This window comes from Rickettsiales bacterium, assembly GCA_035765535.1.
Classification (GTDB): Bacteria; Pseudomonadota; Alphaproteobacteria; order Rickettsiales; family JABCZZ01; genus JABCZZ01.
Window position 1 is genome coordinate 317,664 of record DASTXE010000003.1, and the last position, 23,345, is coordinate 341,008.

The 23,345-nt window shown below is 53.9% G+C and carries 25 protein-coding genes; 10 read left to right on the forward strand and 15 right to left on the reverse strand.

All coding sequences use genetic code 11. The features are described 5' to 3' along the window. Positions 1–11: 11 nt before the first annotated feature. The 3 genes from VFT64_04505 to mazG are packed head-to-tail and all read right to left on the reverse strand — an operon-like array spanning position 12 to position 2,126. Complete coding sequence (locus VFT64_04505; protein ID HEU5047087.1) at positions 12–818, reverse strand: rhodanese-related sulfurtransferase; 807 nt, start codon at positions 816–818, stop codon at positions 12–14. A gap of 1 nt (position 819) precedes the next feature. Further along, positions 820–1,314 (reverse strand): pantetheine-phosphate adenylyltransferase, encoded by a 495-nt coding sequence (gene coaD / locus VFT64_04510; protein HEU5047088.1) that lies wholly within the window; start codon positions 1,312–1,314, stop codon positions 820–822. Next, a complete protein-coding gene (gene mazG / locus VFT64_04515) occupies positions 1,311–2,126 on the reverse strand; it encodes a nucleoside triphosphate pyrophosphohydrolase (protein ID HEU5047089.1) in 816 nt (271 codons plus the stop codon). Before mazG ends, coaD begins: the two co-directional genes overlap by 4 nt. 76 nt (positions 2,127–2,202) lie before the next feature. Here mazG and fdxA point away from each other — a divergent pair, with 76 nt between their 5' ends. Continuing rightward, positions 2,203–2,538 carry a ferredoxin FdxA gene (fdxA, locus tag VFT64_04520; GenBank protein HEU5047090.1) on the forward strand — a complete coding sequence of 112 codons (336 nt, stop codon included), beginning with the start codon at positions 2,203–2,205 and terminating at the stop codon, positions 2,536–2,538. A 65-nt stretch (positions 2,539–2,603) separates the two neighbouring features. Here the strand turns inward: fdxA and VFT64_04525 are convergent, their stop codons facing one another. Next, positions 2,604–3,452 (reverse strand): oxidoreductase, encoded by an 849-nt coding sequence (locus VFT64_04525; GenBank protein ID HEU5047091.1) that lies wholly within the window; start codon positions 3,450–3,452, stop codon positions 2,604–2,606. A gap of 124 nt (positions 3,453–3,576) precedes the next feature. Here VFT64_04525 and VFT64_04530 point away from each other — a divergent pair, with 124 nt between their 5' ends. Continuing rightward, positions 3,577–4,500: a LysR family transcriptional regulator gene (locus VFT64_04530; protein ID HEU5047092.1), complete on the forward strand. Its 924-nt coding sequence runs from the start codon at positions 3,577–3,579 to the stop codon at positions 4,498–4,500. A 520-nt stretch (positions 4,501–5,020) separates the two neighbouring features. On the opposite strand, the gene VFT64_04535 is transcribed toward VFT64_04530, so the two are convergent. Further along, complete coding sequence (locus tag VFT64_04535; GenBank protein HEU5047093.1) at positions 5,021–6,244, reverse strand: DUF1501 domain-containing protein; 1,224 nt, start codon at positions 6,242–6,244, stop codon at positions 5,021–5,023. Positions 6,245–6,255: 11 nt separating this feature from the next. Continuing rightward, positions 6,256–7,743 (reverse strand): DUF1800 domain-containing protein, encoded by a 1,488-nt coding sequence (locus VFT64_04540; protein HEU5047094.1) that lies wholly within the window; start codon positions 7,741–7,743, stop codon positions 6,256–6,258. A gap of 335 nt (positions 7,744–8,078) precedes the next feature. On the opposite strand from VFT64_04540, the gene VFT64_04545 reads away from it, so the two are divergent. Beyond that, positions 8,079–8,417 carry a hypothetical protein gene (locus VFT64_04545; GenBank protein HEU5047095.1) on the forward strand — a complete coding sequence of 113 codons (339 nt, stop codon included), beginning with the start codon at positions 8,079–8,081 and terminating at the stop codon, positions 8,415–8,417. A gap of 72 nt (positions 8,418–8,489) precedes the next feature. Here the strand turns inward: VFT64_04545 and VFT64_04550 are convergent, their stop codons facing one another. The 3 genes from VFT64_04550 to VFT64_04560 form a co-directional block, all read right to left on the reverse strand. Beyond that, entirely contained in the window at positions 8,490–9,020 is a 531-nt protein-coding gene (locus VFT64_04550) for a glutathione peroxidase (GenBank protein ID HEU5047096.1), read from the reverse strand. Between the two features lie 144 nt (positions 9,021–9,164). Continuing rightward, the gene (locus VFT64_04555) at positions 9,165–9,410 is read right to left on the reverse strand and encodes a hypothetical protein (protein HEU5047097.1); all 246 of its coding nucleotides are present in this window, start codon (positions 9,408–9,410) and stop codon (positions 9,165–9,167) included. A gap of 120 nt (positions 9,411–9,530) precedes the next feature. Then, on the reverse strand, positions 9,531–9,938 hold the full coding sequence (locus tag VFT64_04560) for an OsmC family protein (protein ID HEU5047098.1): 408 nt from the start codon (positions 9,936–9,938) through the stop codon (positions 9,531–9,533). 87 nt (positions 9,939–10,025) lie between these two features. On the opposite strand from VFT64_04560, the gene VFT64_04565 reads away from it, so the two are divergent. From VFT64_04565 to VFT64_04575, 3 genes are all read left to right on the forward strand, one after another. After that, complete coding sequence (locus VFT64_04565; protein ID HEU5047099.1) at positions 10,026–10,778, forward strand: ABC transporter ATP-binding protein; 753 nt, start codon at positions 10,026–10,028, stop codon at positions 10,776–10,778. Then, positions 10,775–11,578 (forward strand): ABC transporter permease, encoded by an 804-nt coding sequence (locus VFT64_04570; GenBank protein HEU5047100.1) that lies wholly within the window; start codon positions 10,775–10,777, stop codon positions 11,576–11,578. The genes VFT64_04565 and VFT64_04570 overlap by 4 nt, the downstream gene beginning before the upstream one ends. Before the next feature lie 164 nt (positions 11,579–11,742). Beyond that, a complete protein-coding gene (locus VFT64_04575) occupies positions 11,743–11,910 on the forward strand; it encodes a hypothetical protein (protein HEU5047101.1) in 168 nt (55 codons plus the stop codon). A gap of 104 nt (positions 11,911–12,014) precedes the next feature. Here VFT64_04575 and VFT64_04580 read toward each other — a convergent pair whose 3' ends face one another. The 5 genes from VFT64_04580 to VFT64_04600 form a co-directional block, all read right to left on the reverse strand. After that, entirely contained in the window at positions 12,015–13,322 is a 1,308-nt protein-coding gene (locus tag VFT64_04580; protein HEU5047102.1) for a hypothetical protein, read from the reverse strand. A 28-nt stretch (positions 13,323–13,350) separates the two neighbouring features. Next, positions 13,351–14,811 (reverse strand): undecaprenyl-phosphate galactose phosphotransferase WbaP, encoded by a 1,461-nt coding sequence (gene wbaP / locus VFT64_04585; GenBank protein ID HEU5047103.1) that lies wholly within the window; start codon positions 14,809–14,811, stop codon positions 13,351–13,353. 172 nt (positions 14,812–14,983) lie between these two features. Beyond that, positions 14,984–16,249 carry an O-antigen ligase family protein gene (locus VFT64_04590; protein ID HEU5047104.1) on the reverse strand — a complete coding sequence of 422 codons (1,266 nt, stop codon included), beginning with the start codon at positions 16,247–16,249 and terminating at the stop codon, positions 14,984–14,986. Beyond that, positions 16,246–17,196 (reverse strand): glycosyltransferase family 2 protein, encoded by a 951-nt coding sequence (locus VFT64_04595; GenBank protein HEU5047105.1) that lies wholly within the window; start codon positions 17,194–17,196, stop codon positions 16,246–16,248. Before VFT64_04595 ends, VFT64_04590 begins: the two co-directional genes overlap by 4 nt. Further along, complete coding sequence (locus VFT64_04600) at positions 17,180–18,103, reverse strand: glycosyltransferase family 2 protein (GenBank protein HEU5047106.1); 924 nt, start codon at positions 18,101–18,103, stop codon at positions 17,180–17,182. The genes VFT64_04595 and VFT64_04600 overlap by 17 nt, the downstream gene beginning before the upstream one ends. A 256-nt stretch (positions 18,104–18,359) precedes the next feature. On the opposite strand from VFT64_04600, the gene VFT64_04605 reads away from it, so the two are divergent. From VFT64_04605 to VFT64_04620, 4 genes are all read left to right on the forward strand, one after another. Then, on the forward strand, positions 18,360–19,265 hold the full coding sequence (locus VFT64_04605) for an AAA family ATPase (protein HEU5047107.1): 906 nt from the start codon (positions 18,360–18,362) through the stop codon (positions 19,263–19,265). Beyond that, a complete protein-coding gene (locus tag VFT64_04610; GenBank protein ID HEU5047108.1) occupies positions 19,234–19,644 on the forward strand; it encodes a hypothetical protein in 411 nt (136 codons plus the stop codon). Before VFT64_04605 ends, VFT64_04610 begins: the two co-directional genes overlap by 32 nt. A gap of 72 nt (positions 19,645–19,716) precedes the next feature. Then, complete coding sequence (locus VFT64_04615) at positions 19,717–20,469, forward strand: family 16 glycosylhydrolase (protein ID HEU5047109.1); 753 nt, start codon at positions 19,717–19,719, stop codon at positions 20,467–20,469. After that, the gene (locus VFT64_04620) at positions 20,469–21,626 is read left to right on the forward strand and encodes a glycosyltransferase (GenBank protein HEU5047110.1); all 1,158 of its coding nucleotides are present in this window, start codon (positions 20,469–20,471) and stop codon (positions 21,624–21,626) included. Before VFT64_04615 ends, VFT64_04620 begins: the two co-directional genes overlap by 1 nt. Here VFT64_04620 and VFT64_04625 read toward each other — a convergent pair. Continuing rightward, positions 21,623–23,329: a methyl-accepting chemotaxis protein gene (locus VFT64_04625; protein ID HEU5047111.1), complete on the reverse strand. Its 1,707-nt coding sequence runs from the start codon at positions 23,327–23,329 to the stop codon at positions 21,623–21,625. The genes VFT64_04620 and VFT64_04625 overlap by 4 nt on opposite strands. Positions 23,330–23,345: the final 16 nt, after the last annotated feature.

Genomic DNA, 23,345 nt, shown 5'->3' on the forward strand with positions numbered 1-23,345 from the left:
CAATTAAATAACTAACAATAAGGGCAGCGCTCGCCTTTAATATAGAGCGGGCTTTGCATGTCTTCTGCCGTCAAAGTGTGATCGCATTGCGAGCATTGGCCGCAGCTTTCCGAGGCTTCAAGCTGATGATTAACGGCGATGCGTTCATCAAACACATAGCAATCGCCCTGCCACTTGCTCTGCGCCTGCGGCATATCTTCCAGATATTTCAGGATACCGCCTTTAAGGTGATACACTTCAGGAAAGCCCTGATCCAGAAGCCAGGACGTGAATTTCTCGCAGCGTATGCCGCCCGTACAGAACGTGGCGATCTTCTTGTGTTTGCCAGGATCGAGATTCGCGCGTACAAAGGCAGGCAATTCCTTGAACGTGGCGATATCGGGGTCAATAGCACGGTCGAATGTGCCCAGATGCACTTCGTACGCATTGCGCGAATCGATAACCACCGTTTCCGGGTCATCCAGTAGTGCGTTCCACTGCTCGGCATCCACATACGTGCCGGTCTTGTGGATGGAAGTAGGCTCGCCAATGGAGATCGTTTCCTTCTTAAGGCGCACCTTGGTGCGCTGGAAAGGCTGCGTGTCGCATAGGCTTTCCTTATGTTCGAACTCGCCGCCTGTAATATGCTCTCTTAAGTGCTGCAACATGCTGTCGATTGCTTCACGGGTGCCTGCAATCGTGCCGTTAATACCTTCTGGCGTCACGAGAATCGTGCCCTTGATGTCTCTGCGCTTCAATTCTTCAAGCAGCGGCTCGCGTGCTTCCTGAAAGTTCGGGAAGTCGAAGAAGTGATAGAGGGCGGCGATGACGTAAGACATGTTATCGGTTGAAATACTGCTTGATATGCGCCGCGACGCTCGGTGAAACGAAGCCTGAAATATCGCCCCCGAGCCTTGCGATCTGTTTGACGAAGCGCGAGGAAATGAAATGCGTGGATTCCGATGCGGTCAGGAACACGGTTTCCGTGGCAGGGTTGAGTTTGGAATTGATCGCCGCCATCTGAAATTCATATTCAAAGTCTGATACAGCGCGCAGTCCCCTGACAAGCACAGTCGCTTTGTTTTCGTCTGCGAAATTGACCAGCAAACCTGAGAAGGTTTTCACGACCACGCGCCCATCTGCTTCGCTGCCCAGTGCCTTGATCTCGCTTTCCGCCATGCGAGCGCGCATCTCGAGGTCGAACATCGGGGCTTTGTTGGTATCCAGCGCCACGCCGATAATGAGCTTATCCACGACGCGCAACGCTCTGCGCACGATGTCCATATGGCCGAACGTAATGGGATCGAATGTTCCCGGATATACGCCGATTCTCATGCGTCTTCGTCCTTCCCGTCCGTATGTTCCGCGATTTTGGCCTGATCCCACAAATCGTTCAGTTCCTGAAAGGATGAATCCTTAATATTCTGGCGCTGCAGGTTCAGCTCCGACTGCATATAGTGCAGGCGTGTCTCGAACTTCCTGTTGCAGTAACGCACAGCTTCTTCCGGGTCCACGTCCAGGAATCGCGCGATATTCACGCAGGTGAAAATCATGTCGCCCACTTCTTCCAGGATGGCTTCCTTCGGGCCGTCGCAGGCCAGCACATGGTTAAGTTCGCCGACTTCTTCTTGCAGCTTATCGAAAATCAGGCTGACATCCGGCCAGTCAAATCCGACGCGGGCCGCACGTTTCTGCAGCTTGACCGCGCGCGTCATGGCGGGCAGGGTAGTTGCTACCCCGGCGAGGATATCGTCATTGGGATTAAACCCGGCAAGGGTTTTTTCTTTTTCCTTATGTTTCTCCCACGCTTCGCTCTGTTCGGCAGCACTGCCGATCTTTGCATCACCGAAAACATGCGGGTGGCGGTTAACGAGCTTGTCGCAGATGCCTTTGACCACGGCGTCGAAATCGAACGAGCCCTGTTCATTGGCCATCTGGGCATAAAACACAACCTGCAGCAGCAGATCGCCCAGCTCTTCACGTAAGCCCTGCATGTCCTTGCGCTCGATCGCATCCACGACCTCATAGGCTTCTTCCAGCGTGTGCGGCGCGATAGAGGCGAAATTCTGCGCTACGTCCCACGGGCAGCCTTTCTCCTTGTCGCGCAGGCGCGCCATCAGTTCCAGCAATTGTTCAATTGGTTTCATAGCATTTACAAGGTTGAAAAAAGTTCGCGTTGGTTATATGTAAAATGGCAGTTAAACTAATTAAAGAGAAAAATCCATGACTTTTGTTGTAACCGAAGCCTGCATTAAGTGCAAATATACCGATTGCGTGGAAGTTTGCCCGGTCGATTGTTTCTATGAGGGCGAAAATATGCTCGTCATCAACCCTGACGAGTGCATCGATTGCGGCGTATGCGAGCCGGAATGCCCGGCGGAAGCCATCCAGCCCGAAAGCGACAAGAATGTTAAGTGGATGGAATTAAACAGGGAATATGCTTCCCAGTGGCCGAACCTGACCTCCAAGAAACCCGCTCCGGCCGATGCCGATGAATTCAAGGGCGTGGCCAATAAGTTTGACCAGTTCTTCAGCGCGGAACCGGGTAAAAAAGAGTAAACAGCTATATATCAGTGCGAAAGGGCGATACCGGTGTCGGTATCGCCCTTTTTTTATGCAACATATCAGGCTGCCTGTGTAGTGAACGCGGTAGCGCTGGCTATCTTTTCCCACTGTTTCAGATCAGAAAGCAGCTTTTCGGAATGATTGCGCACTGCTTCCACCGAATCAGATCCCAATTGCAGCCTGAGCGGGGTGTTATCCGATGCAATGGCCTGAGCGATGGCTTCTGCCGCCTTACGCGGATCGCCTTCCTGCGTGCGATGCATCTGGCGGGTGAAAGCACGTGTCTGGCCAACCGTCTCTTCATACGCGTCCAGGGCAGGCATTTCGTGCAGGGCTTTGCCCACGAGTTCTGTGCGGAAAGCACCCGGCTCCACGATCATGACCTTAATGCCAAACGGCGCAAGTTCCAGCGCAAGCGCCTCGCTGGCGCCTTCCAGCGCGAATTTGGAAGCCGAATAAGCACCGTATCCGGCATAGGACATCTGCCCGCCCATGCTCGAGATATTCACGATAGCACCGGATTTCTGCGCGCGTAAGGTCGGCAGCGCCGCACGGATAACATTCATCGCACCGAAAAAGTTCGTATCCATCAGGGCGCGCAGTTCATTATCCGGTGTTTCTTCCACTGCGCCGACAATGGCGTAACCGGCATTGTTGATGAGTACATCAATACGCCCAAACTTCGCAATGGCGGCTTTTACTGCGGCGTTCGCATCCTGCGGCTTGGTAACATCCAGCTTAACGGCCAGCACGCGCTCAGAAGCTTTCTGCACGAGCTTGTCCAGGCTGGCGGTATTGCGCGCCGTGGCGACCACATTGTGGCCCTGAGCGAGCGCATATTCTGCGAAAGCGTGGCCGAAGCCGGAAGAAGTGCCGGTGATGAACCAGGTTTGTGTGGATTGTGACATGTGTATTCTCCTTGGTTTTTGTGAGCGCCGTGCCTTGCTGCCCGGCTTGTCTTGGATCATGGCACCAAACAGGTTATTTGATAATATGGTTTAATTAACATTAGTTATGCGATATAATTCATGAATGGATCGTGACCTGTTATCCCATTTACCGGTAGTGCTGGCGGTTGCGCGCAGCGGCAGTTTTGCCGCCGCGGCTGCGCGGCTCGGCATGGGTGCTTCGGCAGTGAGCCATGCGGTGAAAACGGTAGAAGACAGAATCGGAATGCCGCTTTTCGCCCGCACGACACGCAGCGTCGCGCTGACCGAAGCGGGAAATGATTTCTTAGCCGGGATTGAGCCTGCCTTAACCGCCATTGAAGAAACCATAGAGCGTGTGCGTGCAGCAAAAGGTAAAGTCACCGGCGTGCTGCGTCTAAATGTGCCGCATGTGGCATTATCGCTGGCGATTACACCCGCGCTTGCGGTCATGGCACAGCGCCATCCTGACCTGACGGTGGAAGTGGTTTCCGACGACAGAAGCGTGGATATTATCGCAGGCGGGTTTGATGCTGGCGTGCGGTTGGGGGAGATGATTGCAGCCGATATGGTCGCTGTGCGCATCACGCCGCCGTTTCAAGCGATCATGGTCGCTTCGCCTGAATATCTGAAGACAAGGGGAAAGCCGCGCAAGCTTGCCGATCTGCAACACCATAACTGCATCGGCTTTCGTCTGCTGGCAAGCGGCGCAGCCTATGCCTGGGATGTAAAAGATGGCGGCAAGGATGTGAATATTGAAGTCAGCGGCTCCGCGCGCATCAGCGATTCCGTCTATGCGAAGGAACTGGCGCTTGCCGGAATCGGTATCGCCTATTTGTTCGAGCCGCTGGCGCGTAAGGAAATCCGGGAGCGTAAATTAATATGGCTGCTGCCGGATGCGAGCATGGACGAACCCGGATTGTTCTTGTACTTCCCGCGCCGCGCATCCGAAATGCCGAAGCTGCGCGCATTCATCAGCGTGCTGAAAGAACTCACGCGTAGCGGTACAAGATTTGCTGGCGAGATTTAGGTTATTCCATCATCGCTAGCTACCGCAGGTAGCGTGGCGATCCAGCCAGGCTGGATTGCTTCGTCGGCGAGCCTCCTCGCAATGACGCGTGCGTAGGGGCATGGGGCGACATCAGCACAAGAGGATTTGTATATTTGCTAAGTCCAACGCTATTAGCGGTGAATTGGAAAGATGCCGAGCACTAAAACTAGCAATATAGGCAAAGTAACAATAAAGAATAGCGTTACTAGAAAGTTATACAGTAACCCTCTTTTAGGGGAGGGGGCTAAGAGTGTTTTCTTTTCCCTTTTTCTTTCTATTGTCCACCTGCCGCAGATGCCGGCCATTGCAAACATAGAGACAAAGTTCCTCTGAGAGAGAGAGCCGGTTGAAAGGAATACCGTGAGCAGTGCTACGAAGAATAATAAAGCTATAAACGCTATTATATCAGAAATGACTTTCATGTTTCTTAAGTCACATTTCGTGCTGAGGCTGTCAAATATAATTCTCCCTCATGGTATGAGATGAATTGCTCTTTAGTTCATGTAAACAAGCTCAGCCCATTATCCGGCTGGTAATCCGGTATCGCCTGTGCGATACGGGCCGTGTCCAGGCCGAAGCGGCTTGTAAGCACGGAGCCGATCACGCTGCGGAAGTCGGTCGTCACGGCAAGGTCGCGCTGCTCGAAAAGCTGGTTGCGCGCGAGTCCCGGCCAGCGCCCATGCACTTTGCCGCCCTGCACGCCGCCACCCATGAGCCAGATCACGTTACCGTGCCCGTGATCGGTGCCGTTATTGCCGTTCTCGGCAACCGTGCGGCCGAACTCGGACATCACCATAATTGTCGTGTTGCCGTATTGCGGCCCAAGCCCGTTAATGAGAGCCGCAAGCCCTTCCGCCAGATGCCGCAGATGCTCGGAAAGCTGTCCTTTGGCATTGCCCTGGCCGACATGCGTGTCCCAGCCGCCCACATCCATGAAAGCGAGTTCGATATTCGGGTCCTGCTTGATCATCGCCGCAAGCCGTGCCGCTTCGCCGGGGAAACCATTGGGGAAAGGGGCGTTGCGGCCTGAAGAAGCCATTTCTTTCTGCAGATCGCCCACCATCTGGTTATGCGAATCCTTGCCCTCCTTAAACAATGTGCTGAGTTGTGGGTTGCTGGCGTAAAGCGAGTCGAATGCGCCTTCCACTTGCGGGTTCGTAAAGATTTCCTTGCTCTTGGCATTCATATTCGGCGGCGCCACGGCAACGTTATAACGGCCTGTAAAAATCTTCGGCAATGTACGGCTGAACGTCACGGCGCGCATGGGGGAACGCGTATCCGGCAGCAGGCCGATGAGCGAGTTCATCCAGCCGCGCGAGGTGGGATTAAGACAGGCCGTTTCAATAATATCCTGTGCTTCAAAATGCGAGCGCACATTCGTCGGGAACCCGCTCGCATGTACGAATGCAAGGCTTTTATCCTGCCATAGTGGCATCAGGTTGGAGAGCGAAGGGTGAAGGCCGAAAAAACCATCCAGATCGACCACACCATCTTGCGTTCCTGGAGGCTGCAGCGCGATGTTATGGCGCACATTATAATATTCACGCTCGTGATAAGGCACCACGACGCTCAAACCGTCCACTGCGCCGCGTAGCAGCAGCACGACGAGTCGGTGCTGCGCCACATCGGGCCCATAGAGGGCGAAAGCATTGCCGCGCATCGGCAGCAGTGAACAGCCTGCAGCAGCGGCGAGCGATTTAATGAAATGTCTGCGGGTCAGCATAATGCAATCCTTTAATAGTAAAGAACTTCCGGGCTGGACAGGATCATGACAGGCTTAAGCTTGCCGTCTGCCTTATCCACGGCGCTGCGGCTCTGGGGTGAGAATTGGCTGCCGAAGACGCTCAGCATCGCATCGGCGGAAATATCCGGCACCTGTTTCATGCCCGAAGAATCTTTGCGCGAGAAACGCCCGTTCACCAGCTCTTTGGCGAAACCGATTCTACGCAGCAGCGCGTCTGAATTCATCCAGCGTTCGTTGGTAGCCGGATAGCCGTCCGGCGTCAGGTAGTGATAGAGCGGCTCTCCCATCGTGCTGATGCTTTTTTCCACACCCTCCATATCGCGCAGCGGTACGGTGCTCAGGCGGACGGCAGAGACGACGAAACGCAGCGGCGGCTTGAATTTATTCTGCGCATATTGCGGGTCCCAGAACTCCTTGGAATAAAGCATGGTGGAAAGCACTGCTCTTATGTCGCCATCCGTGCGGGTGAAAGTGGCGGCCATTTGCTGTACGAGGCTTTCCGGTGGCTCATCGGCAACGAAATACTGCGCGATTTCATACGCAATGTGATGCGCGGTGGAAGGGTGGTGGGTGAGGATATCAATCGCCTGTTCGACTTCATCCGCACCGGTGCCGCGAATCGTATGTCCCAGAAACTCCTTGGTGCTGTAATCATGGCGGCGCGGATCGAATTCGAATTCCGCAACCCTTTCAGCTTTATCCTTACCTTTGCCAACGCCAAATCCCCAGCCCGTGAGAATACGCGCCAGCGTCGTAACATCTTGCTGCGTATAGCCGCCATCTACGCCCATTGTGTGCAGCTCCATGATCTCGCGCGCATAGTTTTCATTCAGGCCCTTGAATTTGCCTTTGGCGAAGCGGCTGTCCGGCGCGGTGTTAAGCCAGTTATCGAGATAGAACAGCATGGCCGGGTGCTTGGCGGTGGCTTGCAGCAGGTCACGGAATTTGCCCATCGCATAAGGCCGGATGGCATCGCGCTCATACGTGCCGATCAGGATGCGGTCCGCGCCTTTATCTTCAAACACGTTAAAATGGTTGAACCAGAAATCCACCATGAGTTCCTGCAATTGCGCAGGCCCGTAAATCGCACGCAGCAATTTGGCTTCGCGCAGCTCATCGGTAATGATTGCCATGCGTCTGCGAGCGGCTTTCTTTTCTTCCGGCGTAAGCTTTACGCCTTTATGCTCCGGCGGCATATAGGCCTCGGTCAATTGCGTAAGCGTGCTGTTCGTGGTGACCATCGGCGCAAGCAACTGGTTAAGCTGTGTGTAGGGAGGGATCTGCTCCGGGTGAAGCTGCTGTTCGATAAACGGTCCGAGCCCAATACGTTCTACTTCTTGCATAAGCGCCGGTGTCGGACCGTAAGTGATGCGATTCAGCAGGTGCAATGCCTGTGCGCGATTTACTTCAGCGGCTTGTGTCTGCGAAACGGAGAATAGCAGGGCAAAACTGATAAAACCGGCAAGAACGGCGCGCATGGGACTCTCCCTGAAGGATATTCAGGAATAATACCACAAAATCTCTCATCGGGACGTTAGGTAAATGTTAATTTTTTGCAATGCACAAGTTAATGTTTTGTAAATTAACACTATTATGGAATATAAAACATTTAAGTCACAAAAGCTTCATTCGCTAAAAACAGCGCTTCATGATAAAATATAATGGTTTCGTCCTGTATTGACGTATAGTGAAAGCCCATTCATTCACTCCACTACCACCTCATGAAAGGTTGAGCAGGAAGGTTTTCATTATCCGCCACTTGGGCGAAGCGGTCATCCGGTTCCGGGTGATCACATCGAGCAGGAGGAAGGGTATGCCCGGTCCTGTCTATCTGCTTCGCGACGGCCAAGGACGAGCACGTGGCCCCGTGAACGCACTGCACGCACCGCTGGATCTCTTCGCCAACATCACCCCCCAGGTCAACCGCCTGGAGCCCAGGGGGGAAGGCGAGACGAGCCAGATCGCGGTTGCCACCGTCTACAACAACGGCGACAACCCCGTCACGGTGAAGTTCGGCAAGGTCGAACTCTCCATCCTCGCCCACGGTGAGGCGATCATGGAAGCGCCGGCGCACACGAAGATCGTCAAGGTGCTCATCGACGGCAACTGGTGCGACCTGACGGAGTTCCCGGTCGCAAGCTACTGCGACTGACGGACATCCGTCGGCGGCGTCTCCCCTACCACCAACCCCAGCGGGAAGGAGGAGGGGAGACGCCGTGCAGTATCACTCAGCTAACAACTTCTCGATTTCCTTGGTCAGTTTCGGCGAATCCGGCTTGGCGGTCGAGAAATAATAATCTACAGCCTGGCCTTTGCGGTTAATCAGGTATTTATGGAAATTCCACTTCGGCGCGGAGCCGAAGCCCAGCACTTTGCGCGCCCAGAGATAAAACGGATGCGCCTTGTCGCCCACCACCGTTTCCTTATGCGCGAGTGGGAACGTTACACCGTAATTAGTCTTGCAGAATGTAGCGATTTCTTCACTCGAACCGGGCTCCTGCTGACCGAAATCATTGCTCGGCACCCCGATAATGACGAGCCCTTTGTCTTTGTAGGTATTATAAAGCTTTTCGAGCCCGTCATATTGAGGAGTAAACCCGCAATGCGAAGCCGTGTTGACGACAAGCAGCACCTTACCCTTAAATTCTGAAAGCGGCAGTGGCTTGTCACCCATGAGCGTATGGAAGCTGTATTCATAGGCTGCACCCGGCGCATTATCCTTTTCGGCAGCGACGGATTTGGTGAATGGCCACATAAATAATACTCCTATCATCAAAAGGCAGGGAAATGCTTTCATCTTACTCATCCCGAAACAAGGTTTTAAAGCATGTAATCACAAGCCGCCACAGCGATCCATAAGGCTGGGCCACTGCTTCAGCCATCAGCTCGCAACAAATATTTACGGTCTGGATGTATTCTTTTTCACGCTATCGCCAGCATCTTTCATTGCATCCCCCAGGCGCTCACCGGGAGTACGTTTTTCAAGCTGTTGGCCTGCCTTATCGACACCTTGCGGTAGCGCATCAATAGCATCGCCGATGCGCTGGCCTGTCGTGCGCTGATCAGGCATGGTAAGCAGCGCATAGCCAACACCGCATATGGCCACGATGACGGCAATGATCAAGATAACTTTGCTGGGTTTCATAATGATCTCCTTAAGTTAGGTTGACTTCACGTTAGTAGGCGGAGGAGCGAAGCGACGACCCCTTTAGAGGGGGTAGCGCTTTAGCGCGTAGGGGGCGATAAACTCGCCCCCTAATATATTTTATCCCCAGATAAACTCAATCGGCATTTCAATATCCGGGTGCAGGCTCTGGTGTACGGGGCAGGTGAGGGCCGCACGTTCGAGTTTCTGTTTCTGCTCTTCGCTGACCGTGGCGGGAATGCGGACGGTTACGGCGATCTTGCCGATCCGCCGCAGCGGCACAGCCGTCATTTCCTTCACTGCGGTGGCTTTCGCGCCGCGCAGGTCAACATTGAGAGTGCGCGCGGCAATTCCCATGACCGTCAGGATGCAGGTGCCAAGCGCTGCGGCAACGAGATCCGTAGGAGAAAACTGCTCGCCCTTGCCGTGATTGTCTTTCGGCGGATCGGTCGCAAGAACGGCACCGGAAGGCTCATGAACGGCTTCGCAATGCAGATCGCCCTGATAGGTAATGTGAACAGTCACCATAATTTATATGCCTCGTAAGGTTTAGGGTTGTAATTGCAGCAAATATAGCAGATACCCGGAAAAAGGAACTGCTATATTGGGATTATCATGTCGACAGTGCTTTCAGTAACAGATCTGCGCAAGCAATATAGTGCTACGCATGCCGTGGACGGTATTTCGTTCGAGGTAAAAGCGGGTGAGATCGTGGGGCTGCTTGGGCCTAATGGTGCAGGAAAGACCACAACAATCAATATGGTCATGAACGTGCTGGAGCCAAGCGCGGGAACGATTCACATTGATGGGCTTGATATTGCCACGCATCGAAGCCAGGCCTTGCTGCGCACAAACTTTGCCGCCGTTTATGCACCGCTGCCAGGCAATCTGACGGTGGTGCAGAATTTGCGCATCTTCGGCATGCTGTACGAGGTAAAACAGCTCTCGCAGCGGATCGAAGAAGTGATCGGGCAATTCGATCTGGAGCGTTTCCGTAATACCAAATGCGGTGTGCTTTCTTCCGGTGAGCAGACGCGTGTGTGCCTCGCGAAAGCCATGTTGAACCGCCCGCGCCTTCTGCTGCTGGATGAGCCTACCGGCTCGCTCGATCCCTCTAAGGCGCACGACATCCGCCTCAGGATTCGCGATCTGGTGGAAAATGAAGGTTGCGGCGTCTTATGGACATCGCACAATATGGTGGAAGTGGAAACGATGTGCGACCGTGTATTGTTCCTGCTGAAGGGAAAAATACTGCTTTCGGGTGATCCTAAAGCGTTGCCGCGTGAGCATGGGCATGCAACGCTTGAGGAGTTATTCATTGCGGCGGCAAATGGAGCGCTGGAATTGCAACGGGGAGAGCTGGTATGAATGCTGCGCGCATATACGCTATTTTATTGCGTCAATTTTATCTCCTGCAGGAAAGCAAGGCGCGATTATTCTCACTCTTCATCTGGGTGGCGATCGACATGGTGCTGTGGGGATTCATCACGAAATATCTGGGCCAGATTGTTGAGCCGGGCTTTCACGCCGTGCCGGTATTTTTAGGCGCGATTCTGATGTGGGATTTCTTAAGCCGCGTGATGCAGGGCGTGACGATGGCGTTCTTTGAAGATGTCTGGTCGCGCAACTTTCTCAATATGTTCGCAAGCCCGATTTCCATCGCGGAATATCTGGCCGGGCTGGTGCTTTCCAGCATTGTCACCAGCGCGATAGGGCTTGCGGTGATGCTGCTGATGGCCGGGCTTGTGTTCGGGTTCTCAGGTTTTGCATACGGAGTAATGTTCGCACCATTCCTGTTTATATTATTTCTCTGCGGCATTGCGCTTGGCATTCTGGGCAGTGCCATCGTTCTGCGGCTGGGGCCGGCGGCGGAATGGTTTATCTGGCCGATCCCTGCACTGATCTCGCCCTTCGCCTGCGTGTTCTATCCGATGAGCACGCTACCCACTTGGATGCAGGCAATTTCGCATCTGCTGCCACCTTCATACGTGTTTGAAAATATGCGCGCAATTGTTGCAGGTCATGCCGTCTCAACGAGTGGACTCATTGGAGCAGGAGCGCTTGCAGTAGGGTATATACTGCTCGCCTGCTGGGGATTCCTGCGCGTATATAAACTCGCAGTGCGCTCCGGTCTCATCGCTCGCTACAGCGCCGAAAGCTTGAGTTGATAATTCCATCTTTTTATATATCGCAGGTTGTGGTATGTTGACGGTCTAACGCAGTACAGCGTAAAGAGATTCCTGAAGGAGGTCTCTGGTAATTGACCGTTGTTTGGCGGTTGCGGCTCAAAGAGAGCCCGGTCACGTTTCGTTTCTCGAGAGGAGGTGATGTAGTGGCCGACGCGAGTTCTTCCGAAAACGCAGCTTCCAAGGAACCTAAGGAAACGCGCGAGGGAGAAGATGCACAGCGTGAGCAGGCACTGGCGGGAGATCGCTTGTATGCGGATCAGGTATATGCCGCATGGGTAGCGAACGGATCCCACGGAACTCCGCCTTGCTGAGTATCTGTCGCGTCACGGGGGATATGTAATACCAATCCTCATTATTGACTGGCCGGAGACGTGTCTTCTTAAGGAAGGCTATACGTCTCCGGCCCGACCCCGTATTATGCAGCCACTTCTTTATGCAGCAGGCTGAAATGCGAAAGGTATTTCTTCATCAGTTGTCTGCCGGTTCCAAGCGCTGGCTGGTCGAAAGCGTCCACATTCCACAATTGTGCCGTAATGATGGTCTCCAGCATGAAATGCATCATCAGCGCGCCAAGCGCGGCCTCATCCAGCTTATTAACCGCGAAGATACGTAACGGACAGTGGTTGCTCACAAGCGTCTGCGTGGTGGCAAGCTGTTCGGCGGCCATGAGATCGCCTAGCGTATGGCCGTTCAGGTAATCAATGGACGGCAGACGCGAGAACGGTATGGCCGTGCCCGAATGTTTATTGTTCGGCGCAATCATGGTGACAAACTTATCGCGGGGACCTTCAAGGTAAAGCTGGAGCTGGCTGTACTGGTCGCATGCGCCTAGTGCACGCAATGCTGTGGTGCCTTGCCCGTCTTTACCAAGGCTGCCCGACCATAATTGCTGGTGCCAGGTGGTGAACGCGTCAAGCCGATCGCTGTACGGCATCATGACCGAAACGGTTTTACCCTTGCGCCGTAATGCGTGATGCAGCGCAGCGCCAATAGCGGGCTCCGGCGTTTTGTCCATAAGCGTATGCTGCACGACATCCGCCGCACTGTGGCGGATGGCATGAATATCAAGCCCTGCCACGCGTGCAGGCAGCAATCCGGCAGCCGTGAACACGGCAAAGCGTCCTTCAATATCCGGGTCCTGGTCGAGCATGGCGATGTTAAATTCATTGCCGAAATGACGCAGCGGATTCTCGCGCGGTTCGGTGATGAAAAGGAAATGCTTCTTGATGGAATAGCCTCCGAGCTTGGCCTTGACGAGACGCAGTAATATCAGCAGCTGCGCAATGGTCTCCGCCGTATCGCCGGACTTGCTGATGGCCACAAAGATGGTTGTTTTGAGGGTGATGGAGTTCAGCAGCTGCAGGAAGCTATGCGGGTCGACATTGTCGACAAAGTGCATCTTCATGCTTCCCGTATGCCCACTATAGGGATTGCGTGCGAGTGCTGCAAGCGAGCTGCCGCTATGGCTGGAAGCCCCCATGCCGAGGATGACCATCGTGTCGAAATTCTCGCGGATGTGCTTGGCAGTGGCTTCAATAGCTTCCAGGTCATCTATGCGTTCCGGTACGGTAAGCACGGGCCAGGTGAAGCCTTTGTGATGCCCGCGCAGCAATTCAACAGCTGCCTTGGTCTGATCGAGTGCGGATTCAAAATCTTCCTTGCTCGCGCCACCTATGCCAATCACCGTTTCGAACGTACCGCTGATTTCCTGTTTGTACATCATGTCTGTTTTATCTCACTATCTCAAAAATTTAATAAGCACCGCTGCGTGAAAGCAGAGCGGGAAAGGTTTTGCAAAGAATAGCGATGTCGTGCCACAGCGACCAGTTACGCACATACCAGCTATCCATATGAACGCGCTGCTGGTAACTGACATCATTGCGGCCGCTGACCTGCCAGAGTCCGGTGATCCCGGGGCGTACGCGGTAATAATGCGCGATATCGCCGTCATAATGGTGGACTTCATCCGTGACGATGGGGCGCGGTCCGACAAGGCTCATATCCCCGCGCAGCACATTGAAAAGCTGCGGTAATTCGTCAAGGCTGCTGCGGCGCAGGAACCTGCCCACTTTGGTAATGCGCGGATCGTTCTGCAACTTGCGCGTCGTCTGCCATTCATGCTGGGCTTCCGGATGCTGCGCAAGATAGGTGCGCAGAACGGCATCGCCATCAATGCGCATGGAACGGAATTTCAGGCATCCAAATGCTTTGCCGTTCTGGCCGATGCGCGTGTGGCGGTAAAAGGCAGGGCCGCCGTCACGACGCACCAGGAATGCAAGCGCGAACATGAAAGGGCTCAGCAGCACCAAGGCGGTTCCTGAAGCGGCAATATCGAGCAGGCGTTTCAGGAAGCGGTGCACCGGCTGCTCCAATGCGCTGCTGCGCGTCAGCAGGAGAGTGTCGTGATTGAAGAAATATTGCTGCTGCATGCCGTGCACCGGAAGTGGACCGAGTGGTGGGCAAAGGGAGAAGGGAACACTGTCGCGAGCGAGCTGCGCCAGCGGGCGGGTGGCTTTTTCCAGATCGGCTCCGTCCAGTGCGATGATGATATGATCGGCATTATACTGGGCGCACAGATTTGTCCAGGAAGCGCCTGCCTGCAGAAAAGCGATGGGTAAGTTATGAACCTGTGCGGCGATTTCGTAACCGAAATCAGGCTCGGAACGCAGCGCTGCCTTTGCATAAGCAGCCGTGTCGCCACCGCCAATCAGAAGCGTAGGAATCTGGTAAAGATTGCGCTTGCGCCAGTATGCGCGCATGAGATTGCGCAGCCCGATGATAAACACGGCGGCAATAGCCCAGCCGAGCGTGAGCCAGAGACGTGAGACTTCATGTTTCAGGGCGAGTAGCACAAAACCGTCCACCATCATGGCAAGCGCCAGTGCCCCTGCAACGCGGCGGCATTCCAGCCAGAAAGGCATGCGCATACGGTAATGGCCGGTATGCAGGAACCACAACAGAACGCCTCCTGCAATAGCGGCGCTCAGCATAAGCTTGACGGAGCGGTCCTCAAATGCGCGGTGCAGGAAGAAATGACTGATCATGGCCGAAAGCGCCCAGGCGCACAGAAAACCTGCCGCGAGCGCAAGCGCATCGGTAAGGCCATACCAGCGCAGCAGGCGGGAAGGGTTATGAAGCGTGCGGGAAGACGTATCGCGCTCCTCGTAATGTATGGGCGAGGGAAGAGACTGTACTGAAGAATGAATAGGCATAAAGACTCTCCGTAGGGGATAAAAAACATTTCTGAAGCAGATGCCCCAGAAAGGGATAAGGTGCCAAGCAAAGTCAGGGAAATTTGATTTTTTCTCGATAAGATTAATCGAGACGATTTATAAACCCCTCATAAAGAGTCTGGCTATGGGATTGAGAAACGAAAAATTCCTGCTAACGTGCGGGGCGGAAGAGAGGGTAGAAAAACATCAGCAGGCCGATACCGAACGGTCCCAGCAGATCGACTTCCACGAACGCACGTGCCAGGAACATGAACGCAATTCCAAGCGCCAGGATACATTCGGTCGTAAGACCCTTTTGCAGTGTATTGCGCAGGGATTTGCGGCATGCGCTGAGCAGCAGCAGCGCCATCAGCAGGCAGCCCAGAGCACCCAGATCCACAAAAGTCTGCACGAACAGATTATGAAAATGGAAGCCCGATTTGCTGGGGATGCCGAATTCAAACCAGTAACGTTCCGCTTGCTTCTGGCCTTGTACCCAAAATGCAGTATAGCCATGGCCGAGCACAGGATGCTCCATGCCAATACGCGTGCCTTCTTGCCACAGGTAAGTACGTCCGGTGAGCGTTGTATCTTTACCGAATTTATGCAGCACCGTATCTTCCAGATCCAGATTCAGCGCCGCCAGCACAACGGCAGCGATGGCAATGACGCTGATGCCGATAATGGGCAGGCGCGACTGTTTCGTGAAGCGCGTAACGGCATATACACAGGATATGACGGCAACGGTAAGCGCGAGCGACAGCACCGCCGTAGCGGATTTACACAGATAGAGCGATACCAGATAAACAGCGAACGGAATGACGCAGAAAAGAGTGACAGGGATAATGCCACGGACAGAGGGCAGCAGCGCAAGCGTAGCAACAATGCCGATTTCTGCCATGAACCCGACCTGGTTCTTGGAGCCGAACAGGCCGATGAGTGAATAAGTGCCACTGAAAGAATCGAATCCGTAACGGCGACTCGCAAGGCTGGCCAGCAGAGACAATGTTGCGCCGATACAAACGCCCTTAGCGAAATGTTCTGCGTCTACATGGCGTGCGATGACAATGACGCACAGTAACATGGAAAGCAGTTCGACGCCGTGATGCAGGGTAATGCCGCGATAGCCGGACCAGAACGCCGAAAAACAGGCAAGCAGCGGCAACAGAATACCAAGGGAAGAGCGACGCGGCGGCAGCAATATGGCCACGCCTTTATGCAGGACGCGCGGCAGCCAGAGTCCGTAAAACACCAGAATGGGAACAATGCTGAACAGGCTCGAATACGCCATGATAATGACGGATGCTGCCACACAGGCGATTTCAAAATGATCGTGCTGTGTATGCGCTCGTTTCGCGGCGCGCTCTGCTTCCCGCTGCGCGAAAATCACGGATAATGAGGTAGGGGGAGGCGAGAGAGTATCGCTTTGCGAGGTCATGAAAAACTCCAGAGCCGTTGTATGCGTACGCAGGCGGGGCGCCACAAAGGCCACGCGGCCTGGGGAGAAGAAAGGACAATTTTGAGTGCCGCCTTCAGGTCGCGGCATTTCAGCGCATCCACAAGCTGCGTGAAACGATAAGCCTGCTGCAGGTGGCGCTCACGCCGCTGTTGCGCTGCCGCTGCGCGTGGATCGAGCGTGTGATGGGTAAGAAATAAACGGTCGGCAGTGGCAATGCGGTTGACGTCTTCAAGGCGCAGCCGGTGTGAGGTGGAACCGGCGCGTGCAGTATAGGCGTAGCCTGCAGTAGGTTCGGTCACGCATACGGCCTGGTTTGCCAGTGCCTCAGCCATGAGCATGTAATCTTCCCCGATACGAATTTCCGGGCGGTAAGCCAGCTGCATCCTTTGCAGGAAATGCGCCGAAAAAATCGGTTTGAGATATCCAAGGCAATAACCTCCGAGGAAAGATTGGTTGCCTGCGATAAAATCCGCCAGCGTGATGTAGGGCATCTTGGTAAAACGTTCCGTGGGGAACATGAGGAATTCACGCCCGTCCTGCTCGCGCTGTACTACAATATTATCTACGACGATATCGGCATGGTGTAAGGCGGCGTGCTCAATGCAGCGCGCCAGCCGACCGGGAAGCATGCGGTCGTCTCCGTCCAGTATGGCAATCCATTTGCCTTGCGCAGCTGCAATGGCGGCATTGCGAGCGGCTCCGGCCCCTGCATTGCGTGTAAGCCGGATGTAGCGGACGCGCGGGTCGCGCATATTCTGGACGATCTGCCCCGTGCGGTCGCGCGAGCAGTCGTCAACGACAATCACTTCCACGCGCACATGCTCCTGATCCAGAGCGCTGCGTATGGCATGCCGTATATAATTTTCCACATTATAAGCGGCGATGATGACGGAAACATCTATGGTAGGGTTATGCGTTGTGTCCATAGGGCTCTATCCGTGAAAAAGAAAGGAAGGAAAGTACGGCTCCTGTATGCATGGAGCCGCGCAGCAGCCAGAAGGCGCCACGGGTAACATCCGCGACGCCGGAAGGAGCGGCAGCAAAACAGAACAGGGCTTTGGCTGCGGCTTTAAGCGCGGCCATGCAGCGTGCCATTGTTCCGGCTCCGGTCGTATCCAGCCAGAGCGTGGCATAAGTCTGGCCGTACCGGAAACGCCTTGCCAGCAGCCATGCAAGCTGGGCGCGTTCACGCGGAACGGCTTCCGTGACCAGTGCTTCCGGCGCATAAGCGATCACGCCGCCGCTGGTGTGAATATCCGCAAAAAATGCAGTATCCTCGCCGCCGCTGCGTCCGAGATCCGCGCGGAACCGTTTGCCAAAGACGGCAGGAGCTTCACGGCGCAACAAAGCATTGCCGCAATAGCCGGTAGTGATTGCGCTGCCCTGATATGTCGGGCGGGTGGAATGAAAGTCACCCTGCCGCATCCAGGCCGGGCATTCATCCGGATAGACGGCAAGCACAGGACCCAGCACAACATCGGCATTCTCGCGCTGCATTATATTCACCAGAGAGACCAGCCATTGCTCGGTCGCAAGTTCATCGTCATCGAGAAATGCGACCAGATGTGCGGTTGCCGCATCGAGGCAGGCATTGCGTGCGGTGGATATATTGCGTGCAGGCGCATGAATATACACAATCTGCAGTCCCGTTTCTGCCGCAATCTCCATTACCCAGTCGCGCGCGCTCGGCCAGTCGTCATTATCGGCCACCAGAACACGCACTTCCCATTGCGGCAGCAGGTGCAGCCGGGAAAGCGAGCGCAACGTCTCCACCACGCCGGGGCGGCGGAACGTGCAAATACAGATATCAATAGCAAGGCCGTCTCCGGTCATCCCGCTGCATCCTGAAAAAAATAAAAAGTTAAAAAATTGAAAAACACCGAAAATTCCTGCGCTCTAGGCAGCAGGAAGCGGACGCAAATTATATTGCCGGAAGTGAAATACGTTTATTCTCATAACGCACCATTACGGTTTATGCAAGATTTTCCGTATGGCCTATTTATCCCCTCATGGCTTTATATGCGTCATTACGAGACCCTGAGTATAAGAATAGCCTCAGGGAAATCTGAACGTAAAGAGGTTGAGCGCAATGTACGAAAGTTTCTATGGCCTTTCGGGAAGGCCGTTTTCATTGTTGCCGGATGCAGCATTCCTGTATCCGAGCGCACGCCACAAGCGTGTCATCAGCCTGTTGGAATATGGCTCCGTCACACAGGCGGGTATTATTGTGATCAGTGGCGAGATCGGCGCAGGAAAAACCACTGCCATTCGTTACTACCTCAAGGGACTCGGCCAGGATGTAGCGGTCGGTCTTATCACAAATACGAGTCAGTCCTTCGGCTCCATGCTGCAATGGGTGGTGACGGCATTCGCGCTCGACGATACAGGAGACGATGTCAAACTCTATAATCGCTTCGTGGATTTCCTGGTTGCGCAATATGCCAAAGGCAAGCGCACGGTCCTGATTATGGATGAGGCGCAGAATCTGACGGTCCCGATGATGGAAGATCTGCGCATGTTGTCCAACGTGAATAACGATAAGGACCAGCTGCTGCAGATTGTGCTGTCGGGTCAGCCTTCACTGCTGAATACGCTTAAGCATCCGGATCTGCATCAGCTTGTACAGCGCGTGGCTATCCATTGCCATCTGACGCCGCTTTCAGCGCGCGAAACGGCAAACTACATACGCCATCGTCTTGGCGTGGTAGGGGGGGCACCCGAATTATTTGACGATACGGCCTGTGCAGCAGTATATTTCTTTACCGGTGGGGTGCCGAGGCTGATTAATCTCCTCTGCGATCATTCCTTAGCTTACGCCTTTGCCGAGGATATGGAACAGGTGAGGTTCCAGACGGTGATCGAAGTAGTGGCCGATCGCGATAGCGCCGGACTGAGCGCATTCTGTAACAAAGTAAAAGGGCAGACGGAAGACCAGTTGCTGGCTCAGTTCAGGGGAATTATGAATGAAATCAGAGAGCTCAGAGAAAGTGCATAAACTCCAACATATTGCTATGCTTATGGGGCTTGCGGCGCTGATCGTATTCGGTGCTTCCGGTCAGGCCCGCGCCGAGACGGATTACAGATGTCTAACGGACTGTATTCATAAAGGAAAAGACTCGCACAAATGCATGAAGCAATGCGCTTACGATCCGCCGCCGCCTTCGGTAACTCCCAGTATAAAACCATTCAGCACATTGGTGCCTGTGGAGAAGGGAAAAATAGTGCTTTCTCAACCGAAAGTGGCAAAAAAGCCTGAAAGGGAAGATTATACTTGTCTGGTGGCTTGCCAGAAACACGGCTCTTTGCATGACTTTTGCAGGCAACAATGCGTTATCAAAGAGAAGGATAAGCCCTTGTCACCGGATCCAAATTAGAGCATAATAGAAACCTTATATGCGCATGGCTACGCATAGCCCCAGTTCAACCCGGACTATAGGAGAAACAGTATGAGTTATCAAATATCCCGCTATATGCCAGTGCTGGCCGCAGCACTTATAGCCGTCGGGTGCGCCGGGGCCGCTGGAGCTGCAAACCTGACATTTGCTTCCAAACATCATGATATTGATACCAAGAACTGGTCTATTGCAAGCAATGGCGCGAGCTATGACGGACAATCCTGCCGCTGGCAGGCGAAGAACGCAACGCTTGATGGTAACGAGCTGCAACTCGCGCTGGTAGAGGATCAAGAGGGAGAAGGGCAGGACGCGCAAAAATTCATAGGCTGTGCCCAGGTAAGTTCTGTCGATTCCTATAGCTATGGCAGGTATGAAGCCCATCTGAAAGCAGTATCGGGTTCGGGCGTGAAGACGGTGTTTTCTACCTATGCCGGTCCCATGTCGGGTTCGTCCACGCATGATGAAATCAGCATCCAGATTCCGGGGAATAATACGCAGTCTGCAATTCTGTCCTATTATACGAACGGCAAACTCAGGGATAAGGATGTGGTGAAGCTTGGATTCGATGCATCGCAAGGTTTCCATACTTACGCCATCTACTGGAGGCCCGCTCGCGTCCAGTGGTTTATTGACGGCGTTGGCCAGTATGAATCCACGGATGATGCCGTTGTACCCCAAACACCGGGACATATTTATCTGGGCCTGTGGTCCGGCAGCGCCGCGGATATGGGAACGTTCAGCTACAAGCAGCCGGAACATGCGCAGATCGAGTGGGTGCGTTACACACCCCTGGCAACGAAGTAATGCAGCTTCGTTCTCGTACGCCGAACATACTGTATCTTGTGCATGATCTGGCGGATCCGTCCGTGCACAAGCGTGTCGCGATGTTGAGAGATGGCGGCGCGTCAGTAGTGTTGGCAGGGTTTTGCCGCGCTGAAGTGCCGGGCTATAATGTAACCCGGTGTCCGGCGGTCAGCCTCGGAAAAACATATAATGGAAAATTTGCCCAGCGTGTCTGGTCGGTGCTGCGTGAAGTAGCGCAGCCGGAAAAGCTGCGTACGCTTTGCGCTCAGGCCGATATTGTGATCGCACGCAATCTGGAAATGCTGGCGCTTGCGGTGCGTGGCAATCAGCTTGACGGCAAGAAAGTGATATATGAATGCCTGGATATCCACAGGCTGTTGCTGGGTACAGGCGTTGCAGCCCGAAGCCTTCGGTGGCTGGAAGGCTGGCTGTCTCGCAAGGCTTCCGCGCTGATTACAAGCTCGCCTGCTTTTACGCGTGCGTATTTTAAACCGCTGTCGAAAGTGCGCTTGCCGGTCATGATGCTGGAAAATAAACTTTACCGGATGAATGCAGCCGCTCCTGCACCGGGCCCCGCTGGCACGCGCATGGCAGGACCGCCATGGAGAATCGGCTGGTTCGGTGCAATACGCTGCCGCAAAAGTCTGCAGATTCTATCCGAATTGGTAAAGCAGAGCGACGGGCGGATTGAAGTGGTGATCCGTGGCCGCCCTGCGTATGACCAGTTTAAAGACTTTGACCGCAGCGTGAATGAAGTGCCGGGCCTTACTTTTCATGGACCTTATAAGAATCCGAACGATCTTGCGGCAATTTATGGTGATGTGCATTTCACCTGGGCTGTAGATATGTTTGAAGAAGGCCAGAACTCTTCCTGGCTGCTGCCGAACCGGATATATGAAGGCGGAGCTTACGGCGCCGTGCCGATTGCCGATGCCAGGGTGGAGACAGGCCGGTTCCTGGATGCGCTCGGCATAGGAGTCATCATGCCTGGCATAAGGCTTGATCTCCTGAAGGGATTCTTTGCCAACCTGACGCCGCAACAATATCGATTCATGGCGCAGGCTGTGGAAAAAGTGCCGCAGGAAGTCTGGTCCTTTGGTGCAGAGGATTGCAAGAGGCTTGTGGAAGAGCTGAAAGCGCTTCCTGTTGCGGCCTAGGCCATAAGCTTTTCAAGGAACAGTTTAACCTGCGTATTGAGAATCTCGGCCTGTTTCGATAACGTCTGCGCAGCATCCAGTACATCCTTGGCGGCATGATCGGCATTGCGAATCCCTTCCGACACATGCACGATATTGGAAGCAATCTCCTGTACACCGTGCGAAGCACTCTGCATATTGGTAGATATTTCTCCCGTTGTCGCGGACTGTTCTTCCACGGCGGCGGCCATTCCACCCGCATACTGGTTGACGTGATTAACCGCCTCATGGATTTCAGCAAGTATTTTGGTGACGTCTTCCGAAACCGAACGAATATTTCCGATCTGTCCCGCGATGGTTTCCGTCGCTTTCGAGGTCTGGTTCGCGAGGTTTTTGACTTCACTGGCAACTACCGCAAACCCTTTACCCGCATCGCCCGCGCGGGCGGATTCGATCGTGGCATTGAGTGCAAGCAGGTTGATCTGCCCGGCAATGGTCTCGATCATGGTCAGAATATCGCTGATCTGCACAACGGCAGAGGAAAGCAGGCGGGCGGATCTATCGGCCTGATCTGTTTTGGAGACAGCTTCCAGCATCAGTGAAGAAGTCTTGGAAACCTGGCTGGAAATTTCCTTAACCGAAGTCGACATCTCTTCAACCGCGGCGGCTACACCTTGCACGTTGGAATATGCTTGCGATGAAGCAGAAGAAACCTTGCCGGACTGCGTGCTGACCTTGTCGGTAATGTCACGCATATTTTCGGCCGTCTGGTATAGCTCCGTGGAAGCGGAAGCGACGATAGTGATAATGCCCTGGATACTGGACTCGAATTCATTGACAAGCTTGCGCAGGAATGCCTTTTTCTCCTGCTCTGCGATGCGTTCACGCTCCTTGATCTCCTGTTCGAGACGGATCTTCTCTTTGCCGTTATTATAGAATACTTCAACGGACCTGGCCATTTCACCGATCTCATCGCCCCGCTGAGTGCCGAACAACGTGATATTGAAATCATTGCGCGCCAGGCGGCTCATGAGGCCTGATATGATAGTAACGGGTTTAGAAGTGCTGTTGATAATCAGCACTCCGAGCAGGGCGCACACAAGTGCAGCGCAGATGACAGTGCAGATAAGCAGCAGACGTGTTTGTTCATAGATCTTGTCGCCCCGCTCAGCGGTAGCCTTGGCCATATTTTTATCGAAATCGACAATGCCGTTCATAGCGCTCACCGCATCGGAGAAAGCTTTGCCATCTTCCCCAGCCAGATAAAGGCTAAGTAGAGTTTTCACATCTCCCGCTTTGGCGGCATTCACAATGGCAACACTGCTGCTTTCAAACGTTGCACGTGCAATATCGAAATCATTCATAAGTTTTTCTGAAGCCGTGCCGGAAACAATATAACGTGTATAAGCGTCCCGGTTCTTCTTGAGCGCCTCCGTCTCCTGGGCAAACTGCGCTTCGGCTGATTTGATCAGCTCAGCATTATCTTTGGCCAGCAGGTTTGCAATGATAAGACGCGTTTTGGCAATCGTATAGTTCTTAAGCTGGGTGCGAAGCGCGCCGGCCGCTGACATGCTCGGTATCCACTGTGCATGTAATTCTTCGGCGCTTTTATAAACCGTTCCCAGACGATCGATACTGAAACCGCCCACGCCGCTGATAATGCAGAACATCAGCAGGAATGAAAGCTGAACCTTTCGGGATATGGAAACATTGTCTAATGCCATATGGATACCTTACTTT